Below are 11,345 nucleotides of genomic sequence, written 5' to 3'. Positions count from 1 at the left end.
GCTTGGCGCGGAGCTGCCAAGCTACATGATCCCGTCTTACTTCGTCCAACTGGAACGGATGCCGCTGGCACCGAACGGCAAGCTGGACCGCAAGGCACTGCCTGCTCCGCAAGATATGATCTTGAATCGTGATGACCGGGTCGCACCGCGAACGCAGCTCGAAGTGAAGCTCGTCCGCATTTGGCAGGAAGTGCTCGGGCTTGATCTTATCGGAGTGAAGGATGATTTCTTTGACTTGGGAGGGCACTCCCTGCGGGCTACCGCTCTTGCGAGCAAGCTGAACAAGGAACTGCATGTGGCGCTGCCGCTGCGGGATATCTTCCGCCACTCGACAGTCGAAGCGATGGCGCAGGCGATTGGCAAGTTGGAACAGCAGGAATACCGTGCGATTCCGGTCGCGTCAGCTGCCGAGCATTATCCGGTGTCCTCGGCACAGAAGCGGATTTACATTTTGCATCAGGCCGAAGGAGCGCAGCAGACGTATAACATGCCTGGTGCCATGTATGTCCGGGGACCTGTTGATCAACTGCGGCTTGCGGAAGCATTCCGTCAATTGATTGCACGTCATGAGACACTGCGTTCCAGCTTCCCGATGGTGAACGGAGAACCGGTACAACGGGTACATCAGGAAGTTGAATTCACTTTGGAGTATTCGCATGCGAAGGAGGAGGACGCAGAGACTATCGCTGCGGAATTCGTTCGCGACTTTGATCTGGAGCAGGCTCCGCTGCTGCGTGCAGGACTTGTCCGGCTGGAGCATGAGGAGCAGCATTTGTTGCTAATTGATATGCATCACATTATTTCAGACGGACTCTCAGTTGATATATTAGTGGGCGAGCTTGCACGGCTGTACGAAGGTGAACAGCTCCCTTCACTGGAGATCCAGTACAAAGACTACGCGCTGTGGCTGCAGTCGGAAGCGCAGGACGAGCGAATGAAGGAGCATGAACAATTCTGGCTGAAGACACTGGGTGGAGAGCTCCCGTTATTGGAACTGCCAACCGACTTTGCCAGAAGCGATATTCGGAGCTATGACGGAGACAAGCTGCATTTTGCAATTGACGGGCAGTTGAATGAGAAGCTGCAGCATCTCGCGGCCCAAGCCGGAGCAACCCTTTATATGGTGCTGCTGGCAGCATACACAACATTGCTGCATAAATATTCGGGACAAGATGATCTCATCGTCGGTACCCCGATTGCGGGCAGGACACACGCGGATACGGAGCCATTGATCGGCATGTTCGTCAACTCGCTGGCGATTCGCAATTACCCGCATGCAGACAAGAGTTTCCTGCTTTATCTGGAAGAAGTGAAAGAGGCGGCGCTGAATGCGTTTGAGCATCAGGACTATCCGTTTGATAAACTTGCGGAACAGCTGCAATCAGCTTGGGTTCCAGGCCGTAACCCGGTATTCGACACGATGTTCATGCTGCAAAATGCCAAGACTCGAATATCCCATTTCGGGGAATTGTCGTTCGAACCGCTGGTCCCATCGTATACTACAGCCAAATTTGATCTGTGTTTGGAAATGGAGATTGAAGATGGCATGCTGAGCGGGCATTTCGAATATTGTACCAAGCTGTTCTCCTCCAATATGATTACGAATTTGACGGAGGATTTCTTGGATCTGTTATCCCGGCTATGTGACCGTCCAGAAATACGATTAGGCGAAATTGTATTAAGCAGCAGCGGAGATCAGGATGAAGCAATGGAAGAAGAAATCGATTTTGCTTTCTAGCTTGTTCTGGGTCTGTTGCCTCCAGAAATGAAAAGATAGGGTCCTGGCCTCGTTCATCCGGGGTGCATGCAGTTTTCATGGCGGCATGCACCCTGGTGAGCGATTGCCTTCCGCTTCAAGGATGTACTTGATTTGACAGGGAGATGATCATAATGGCATTTGAAAAAGAAATCGAATTCTGGAAAATGAAACTCGATGCTGAAGATACGCCTACGACCTTGCCCTACAATAATTCTCCAACTAATGAGGCGGCACCGTATTATTCGGTTTCTGTGACGCTGCCTTCCGAAATTTCGGAATCCGTAATCCGCCTCTCCAAAGGGGCACATCAAGCAGCCTTTATGATTCTGCTGGGCGGCATCCAGTGTTTGCTGCACAAATATACGAATGAGTCGCGCGTCGTGCTCGGCATGCCAATTGTACGCAAAGCCGGGGAAAAAAGACTGCCGGTTAATCAGGTAGTGATCCTGAAGGAAGACATGCACCAGGATCATACATTCAAATCTTTGCTGACATCGTTGAAAAAATCATTTACAGAAGCAATCCGCCACCAGAATATCCCGTTCCGGCTCATGACCGGGCAAATGAATATCCAGGAAAAGAACGGCTTGCCAGTCGTCAATACGATCGTAGCCCTGAAAAATATACATCATGTAAATTTTATTCCGACAGTCGTCGCCGATCTATTATTCCAGTTTGAATTTGAAAATGAACGCCTTAATTTAAGTGTCGTTTATAATCAGCATGCATTTTCTGCTGACTTTATTGAGCAAGTTATTGATCACCTGCAGCGAATTCTGCACCTGCTTACATCCGATCCCAATGCTAAACTGGGTGACATTCGCCTGCTTTCGGATATTCAAACCTTGCATTTGCTTGAAGTTTTTAATCAGACGGCTGTGGAGAATGCGGGCAAGCGAACGATTCATGAGCTGTTTGAGGAGCAAGTGAAGCGGACGCCGAATGCGATCGCTGTCAGTTACGGGCAAGAGCAGCTAACCTATGGCATGCTGAATGCGCGTGCGAACAGGCTCGGACGCGTTCTTAAGGAGACGGGAGTTCAGCCGGATCAACTGGTGGGAATTATGGCGGAAAGGTCGCTTGAAATGATCGTCGGCCTGTTAGCCATTATGAAAGCGGGTGGTGCTTACGTACCGATTGATCCCGGATATCCGCAAGACCGTATCCGTTACATGCTGGAAGACTCGGGAGCACAGATACTCGTGCTGCAAGGCCATCTTCGAGACCGCATTGACTACGACGGCACAACTATCGATATGGACATTGCGAATAATGCTGCCGATGATGATGCCGATTTTGAATCTGTCTCTAATCCGGGTAATCTGGCCTACGTTATCTATACGTCCGGTACAACAGGAAATCCGAAAGGGGTTATGATTGAACATCGGAGCATAACCAACGCGCTCATATGGCGAATCCGAAATTACGGGTTGGGTGTAACGGATCGTGTCTTGCAATTGTTTTCCTTTTCCTTTGACGGTTTTGTCATGAGCGCATTCAGTTCGTTATTATCGGGTGCGGGACTGTATTTGCTCAGCGAGGATGAAGCCAAGGACCCGCTCGCCTTGCATAAAGCGATTTGCCATTTCGGCATCACGCACTTCATCTGTGTCCCGAATCTGTATGGAGCGCTGCTTAACGTCGCGAATGCCGAATCAGTATCTGCGCTGAGAAGAGTAACTTTGGCAGGGGAAAGCGTCAGCCGTGCACTGGTAACCAACAGCAAGGAACTGCTTCCTCAGGTAGAATTGTTCAACGAATACGGTCCGACGGAGAACAGCGTTGTGACAACATGCGCGAACGGACTGGAGCCCAATGAGGTCATTACCATCGGAACCCCTGTAGCTAATATTCGGGTTATGATCCTGAGCCCTTCCGGCGAGCTGCAGCCGGTGTATGTACCGGGCGAATTATGTATTGCGGGTGACGGGCTGGCAAGAGGCTACTTGAATCGTCCGGAGCTGACCGAAGAGAAATTTACCTCTCATCCGTCTGCGCCTGGTAATCGCATATACCGCACCGGGGATTCTGCCAGATGGCTTCCGGACGGTACGATTGAATATTTGGGCCGAATTGACCAACAGGTCAAAATTCGAGGCTTCCGGATCGAGTTGGGCGAAATTGAATCGAGTCTTCGGAAAATAGAAGGTGTAAGAGAGGCCTTGGCAATCGCCCGGGCTGACGGCAGCGGCCAGCAAGCGCTTTGCGCGTACATTGTGGCGGAACGTGAACTCAACGTGAATGAATTAAGGGAGACGTTGTCTGCAGGCCTGCCGGATTACATGATTCCTTCTTATTTTGTGCAATTGGAGCAGTTTCCGCTAACGCCGAACGGCAAGTTGGACCGCAAGGCTCTGCCTGATCCGCAAGAAGGCGGCGCTATCCGGACGGCGTACATCGCTCCGCGTAATCCGCTAGAAACGCAGCTCGCGATTATTTGGCAGGACTTGCTTGGGGCAGAGCAAGTCGGAATCACGGACAACTTCTTTGCGATTGGCGGACATTCCCTTCGCGCGGCTGCGCTGGTAAGCAGGCTGCACAAGGAACTGGATGTTAATGTATCCCTTCGTGAATTGTTTCGCAACCCGACCATCGAGGAACTGGCCCTGCTTATAGGAGGGCTGGAGCGGCAGCAATTCAATGCCATTGAAGCCATTCAGGAAAGCGAACATTATGCAGTATCTTCAGCGCAGAAGCGGCTCTTTATCCTGCAGCAGCTTGAAGGCGCGGAGCAGAGCTACAATATGCCGGGAGCAATGCTGCTGGAGGGCCAGCTCGATCGGTTGCGTTTGGAAAACTCCTTCAAGAAGCTGATTGCCCGTCATGAAACGCTGCGAACAGGCTTTGAGCTGATCGACGGTGAACCTGTGCAGAAGGTACAACAGGATGTTGACTTTGCGGTGGAATATATTCAGGCCAGCGGAGAAGCCGATGCTGCTCACAAAACCCGGGATTTCATCCGCCCATTTGACTTGAGAACACCGCCGCTGCTGCGTGTTGGTCTGATCGAATTGGGACCGGATCGCCATGTGCTTCTCTATGATATGCACCATATGATATCGGATGGCACGTCCATGGGAGTTGTAGTGGACGAATTCGTCCGGCTTTACGCAGGCGAAGAGCTTCCTCCGTTGCGTATCCAATACAAAGATTTCGCTGCCTGGCAGCAATCGGGTGCCCAGCAGCAACAGATGAAGCAACAGGAAGCCTATTGGCTGCAAGCATTCGGCGGCGAATTGCCCGTACTCGAGCTTCCGGCTGATTATGCACGGCCTGTGATTCAGAGCTACGAAGGCGACACGTATGAATTTGCGGTTAGTTCAGAGATAAGCGAAGGCTTGCATCGTCTTGCTGCAAGCAGCGGAACGACACTTTACATGGTGCTCTTTGCAGCTTATACAGTACTGCTGCATAAGTATACCGGTCAGGAGGATATTGTTGTCGGCACAACAAATGCGGGCAGGACGCATGATGATTTGCAGCCGCTGATCGGAATGTTCGTCAACACGCTCGCTATCCGCAACTATCCGGCCGGAGAGTCATCCTTCCTCTTCTATTTGGAGCAGGTGAAGGAGCAGGCACTAGCCGCATTTGAGAATCAGGAATATCCGTTCGAGGAGCTCGTAGAGAAGCTTAAAGTCACCCGGGATATGAGTCGTAACCCGCTGTTCGATACCATGTTCTCATTGCAAAATATGGACAATAAAGATTTCGAGCTGCCAGGCCTGCAATTAAAGCCCTTTTCGTTCGAACATCGTATTTCCAAATTTGATCTCAGTCTGGACGTGGCGGAAGGAACAGAGGGGCTGGCTTGCAGCCTTGAATATGCAACCGCGCTGTATGAGCGTGTATCCATCGTACGCATGGCGAATCATTTCAGACAGCTGCTTCATTCGATTGTACAATCGCCGGAGGCGCTGATTGGCGAACTCGGCATGATGACAGAGGAAGAGCAAGATCAGATTCGCTTCACGTTCAATAGCGATGTATCAGGAATCCGGCAGCAGCACACGGTTCACCAGCTGTTTGAAGAGCAAGCTGAGCTTCATTCTGAGCGGATTGCGGTCACCTATGAGGATGAGCGCCTTTCATACCGGGAGCTGAACGAGAGATCGAACCGCCTGGCCCGGACATTAAGGGCAAGCGGTGTTGTGCCTGATCAGCTGGTAGGCATTATAGCGGATCGTTCCTTGGAGATGATCGTTGGGATTATGGCCATTCTGAAGTCTGGAGGCGCTTATGTCCCGATCGATCCGGCATATCCGGAAGACCGTATCCGGTATATGCTGGATAATTCCAAGGCGGGTGTGCTCGTTACGCAAAGCCATTTGCAGTCCCGTTCTTCGTTTGGCGGCCTTACGGTGCTGCTGGATGATGAATCCGTCTATGCCAATGAGGCTTCCAATTTGGAGCCGGTCAGTTCACCATCGCATTTGGCTTACGTGATTTATACATCGGGAACAACAGGCCAGCCGAAAGGCGTTATGATCGAGCACAGACAATTAACGGTTATGTCAGAAGCATGGGAACAAGAATATCGCCTGCGGGAAGGGAACATCCGCTGGATGCAATGGGCCAGCTTCTCATTCGATGTCTTTTCCGGCGACCTGATCCGAACGCTGCTGCATGGCGGTGAGATGATCATCTGTCCGGAGCATGTGCGTGCAAATCCGGCTGAAATCTATGAATTGATCCGGAAGCACCGCATTCAAATGTTCGAATGCACGCCGTCTATCGCGATTCCGCTTATGGAACATATCTACGACAATAATCTGGATATCAGCAGCTTGAAACTTGCTTCTGTGGGAGCGGATTATTGCCCGCCGGAAGAATTCCGGAAAATGCTGGACCGTTTCGGCTCGCAGTTCCGCATCATTAACAGCTACGGTGTAACAGAGACGTGCATTGATGCCTGCTATTACGAGCCGGCGACCCCGGAGGTGCCGAGAGCTCTGCCGATCGGCAAACCTTTGCCGGGCGTCTCGATGTATGTCATGGACAGCCAGCGAAATCTTCTGCCGGTCGGGGTTATTGGCGAGCTTTATATCGGCGGGCCTTGCGTAGGCCGCGGATATTGGCAGCGCCCGGATTTGACGGATGAGAAATTTGTATTCGATCCATTCTCTGAGGCATACCGGATGTACCGCACCGGGGACTTGGCCCGCTGGCTGCCTGACGGCAATATTGAGTATTTGGGCCGGATCGACCATCAAGTGAAAATACGGGGCTACCGCATTGAAATCGGTGAAGTGGAGTCCAAAATACTGAAGCTGGACCATGTCCGGGAAAGCGTCGTAGTGGCGCGTGAGGATCAGAACGGAACGAAGGCATTATGCGCTTATTTTGTTGCCGAACGCGAAATGACAGTTAGCGAGCTGAGAAGCGCTTTGGCCGATGAGTTGCCGGTTTACATGATTCCGTCGTTTTTCGTGCAGCTGGAACGCTTCCCGCTGACACCAAACGGCAAAGTTGATCGCAAGGCGCTTCCAGCCCCGGACAACGTGCATACGGGTACGGAATACATTGCTCCCCGCACGGAAGCAGAACAAGCACTTGCCCTTGTCTGGAAGACGGTGCTTGGCTCGGAGCGTATTGGCATACTGGATCATTTCTTCGAGCTGGGAGGCGACTCGATCAAATCAATCCAGGTTGCATCCCGTCTGCAACAGGCAGGCTATAAGCTGGAGATCCGCGATCTGTTCAAGTATCCGACCATTGCCCAGCTTGGAAGCCATTTGCAGCAGGCCGTCAAAGTGGCGGACCAGGGAGAAGTTTCGGGCGATATGCCGCTTACGCCGATTCTCGGCTGGTTTTTCGAGCAGCAATTCACTGACCAGCATCACTATAATCAGTCCATCATGCTGTACAGGAAAGACGGATTCGATGAAACCGCCATCCGCAATACGCTGCAAGCTGTGACCGTGCATCATGATGCACTTCGTATTGTATTTCAATTAAACGGACAAGGAGGGTACACGGCTTGGAATCGGGAGATAAAAGGGGGAGAATTATACCATTTGGACGTTCTGGACCTTACGGACGCTGCTTCAGGCGTTCACAGGCAGGATGTTCGTCAAATCATTGAACAAAGAGCTCATGAAATTCAGAGCAGTATCGACCTGCATAACGGGCCATTAGTGAAAGCAGGACTATTCCATACGGATGATGGGGACCATCTGCTGCTTGTCATGCATCATGGTATCGTTGACGGTGTATCCTGGCGTATCCTGCTGGAAGATATCGCTTCGGGCTATGAACAATCCCTGAAAGGAGAGGCAGTACGCCTTCCTGCCAAGACCGACAGCTACCGGACATGGGCCAGCCAGCTTGCAGCCTATGCGCTCAGCCCGGAAATGGAAGCGGAAAAAGCATTTTGGGAAAAGCTTCAGGCGGATGTATCCCCGCTGCCTAAAGATTTTGACTCGGAGAAGTCCCTGCAGGAGGATAGCGTATCCGTTGTCGCAGAATGGAGCCGGGAGGAGACGGAGCAGCTGTTGAAGCATGTCCATCGCGCTTATCGTACGGACATGAATGACATCCTGCTCGCAGCGCTCGGCAGCGCCCTGCAGCAATGGAGCGGGCATGACCGGGTTTTGGTCACATTGGAAGGACACGGGCGGGAGGATATTTTGCCGGAAATCGATATTTCGCGCACAGTAGGATGGTTTACAAGCGAATATCCGTTCCTGCTCGAAAGCGACCCGGACAAAAGTCTCTCCTATCGTATCAAAACGATGAAGGAGAACCTGCGTCGTATTCCGAGCAAAGGCATCGGGTATGGCATTTACCGTTACCTGTCGGACTTTGGCAAAAGCGATGCTGCACGTGAAGATGTCTTTGCAAAACCGGAAATCAGCTTTAACTACCTGGGGCAATTCGACCAGGATCTGAAAAACAATGAGATGGACGTATCGCCGTATTCGCAAGGAGCTGAGATCAGCAGCCGCCAGGTCCGTACCAGCACACTGGATATTAACGGCATGATATCAGACGGGGTTCTCACGCTGGATGTGAGCTACAGCAGCAAGCAATATCGCCGTGACACGATTGAACGGCTGGTAAGCCTGATGCATCAAAGCCTGCAGAATATTATTGACCATTGTGTCGCTATCGACAAGCCGGAACTGACGCCAAGTGATGTGCTGGTGAGTGGACTGCAGATTGATGATTTGGAGCGAATCAAAGCGCAGACCAAGGATATCGGGGAAATTGAAACGATTTATGCCCTGACCCCGATGCAAAAGGGGATGTGGTTTCATAGCGCCATGGATGGCCAGGCTGGCGCGTATTTCGAACAGACCCGCTTTACGATTCAGGGGGAGCTGAATGTGCGTTTATTCGCAGACAGCCTTGATGTGCTCACGGCGCGGCATGCGGTGCTGCGAACGAACTTCTTCAGCAGCTGGAGCAATGAATTGCTACAGATCGTGTACCGGGACAAGAAGGCTGAATTCAGCTATGTCCATCTGACCGGAGTGACCGAGCACGAGATACAGGACCAAGTCGAAGCGCTCGTGCATGCTGACAAGCAGCGCGGCTTCAATCTGGAGCGCGATGCTCTTATGCGGGTAACTGTCCTGCGTACAAGTGAAGAAAGCAGCCATGTCATTTGGAGCTCCCATCACATTTTAATGGACGGCTGGTGCTTGCCGCAGCTGACGCAGGAATGGCTGGAGACGTATGCTGATTTTGTTCAGGGACGGTCAAGCAGCAGGACGGAAGCTGCACCATACAGTTCATATATCGAGTGGCTGTATAAGCAGGATTATGAGGGTGCAGCTCAGTATTGGAGCAATTATTTGGCGGATTACGACCAGCAGGCAGCACTGCCGCAGCAGAAAGCAGTTAGCCCGAGCGACACTTACGCAGCCGAAAATCTTACATTTGAACTGGGAGATGAATTGACTGCAAAAATGAACCGGGTGGCCAAGCAATATCAGGTCACACTGAATACGCTCATGCAGACAGTATGGGGCATTATGCTTCACAAGTATAATGGCACCGGAGACGCGGTGTTCGGCGGTGTTGTATCAGGCAGACCTGCGGAAATTCCGGGCATTGAATCAATGATCGGACTGTTTATCAACACAATCCCGATTCGTGTCAGGTGCGAGGCGGACGACAAATTTGCCAGCGTCATGAGACAACTTCAGGACCAGGCACTTGAATCTACCCGTTACGATTACTATCCGCTGTATGAGATAAAGGCTGCCAGCGGGCAAAGGCAGGATCTCATTCAACATATTGTGGTATTTGAAAATTACCCGATGGGAGAGCAAATGGAGCAAGCCAGTGGTGAGCAGGGGCAGCTTCATATTATCGACGCGAAAGTAGCCGAACAGACCAATTATGATTTCAATTTGATCGTCATGCCGGACGAAGATATCATGATTCGCCTGGAATACAATTCCGGTGTGTATGGTCTGGACGATATGGAACGTGTGCGGAAACATCTGATTCATGTACTGGAGCAGGTGACGGCGGATCCGGGCATTACCGTAAAAGAACTGGAGCTTGCGACTGAAGCCGAGAAAGCGGAGCTGATCGCAGCGTTCAATGATACGGCTGCGGACTACCCGCGCGAACAGACGATTCACGGGATGTTCGAGGAGCAAGTGCAGCGGACTCCGGATGCTCCGGCAGTGCTGTTCGGGGAAGGAAGCCTGACCTATGGGGAGCTGAGCGAGCGTGCGAACCGGCTGGCGAGAACGCTGCGTGCAGCGGGTGTCGTGCCGGATCAGATCGTTGGCATTATGGCGGAACGCTCGTTGGAACTGATGGTCGGCATCCTGGGCATTCTGAAGGCCGGCGGTGCCTATGTGCCGATTGCACCGGATTATCCGGAAGAGCGCATCCGGTATATGCTGGAGGATTCGCAGGCCCAGGTGCTGATTGTGCAGGGCAACGCGGCAGACGGGCTGGTCCCGGGCTATGCAGGTCGCATTATCAATCTGGATGATGCGGCGGTGTACGATGCGGACGGATCCAATCTGGAGGCGGCCAGCAAGCCGGAAGATATGGCGTATATCATCTATACGTCCGGTACGACCGGCCGCCCGAAAGGGGTGATGATCGAGCATACAGCGGTCATCAACCGCCTGCGCTGGATGCAGAAGCGGTACCCGATCGGGGCGGAAGACACGATTATGCAGAAGACGGCAATTACGTTCGACGTATCGGTATGGGAGCTGTTCTGGTGGGCCTTTGAGGGCTCGAAAGTGCTCATGCTGCCGGTCGGGGGGGAGAAGAACCCGTCAGCGATCGTCGAGGCGATCGGGCAGCACCGGATTACAACGATGCACTTCGTACCGTCCATGCTGCACGCGTTCCTGGAGTATGCCGAGCAGTTGCCGGCAGCAGAGCGTGAGCGCAGCTTGTCCCCGCTGCGGCAGGTGTTCACCAGCGGTGAAGCGCTGCTGACCTCGCAGGTGGAACGATTCCATCGCGACATTGCACCAGCCGGTGGAGCGCGTCTGATCAACCTGTACGGCCCGACGGAAGCGACGGTAGATGTCACGTACTTTGATTGTGCGCCTGGACAGACGTATGCGAGCGTGCCGATCGGCAAGCCGATTGACAATACGCG

2 protein-coding genes are annotated in these 11,345 nt (G+C 52.4%); both read left to right on the top strand.

Annotation, left to right across the window (positions count from 1 at the left end):
• Nucleotides 1–1,738: condensation domain-containing protein (locus H583_RS34980; RefSeq protein ID WP_036711718.1), on the top strand; the 1,738-nt coding region annotated here is incomplete at its 5' end.
• A 152-nt stretch (nt 1,739–1,890) separates the two neighbouring features.
• Nucleotides 1,891–11,345, top strand: a 9,455-nt coding sequence (locus tag H583_RS34975; protein ID WP_051237290.1) for a non-ribosomal peptide synthetase, incomplete at its 3' end; no start/stop codon positions are given.

Source organism: Paenibacillus pinihumi DSM 23905 = JCM 16419 (assembly GCF_000422505.1).
Taxonomy (GTDB): domain Bacteria; phylum Bacillota; class Bacilli; order Paenibacillales; family Paenibacillaceae; genus Paenibacillus_D; species Paenibacillus_D pinihumi.
The sequence above is the reverse complement of the archived record's forward strand: the minus strand, read 5'-3'. Positions and strand labels throughout refer to the sequence as shown.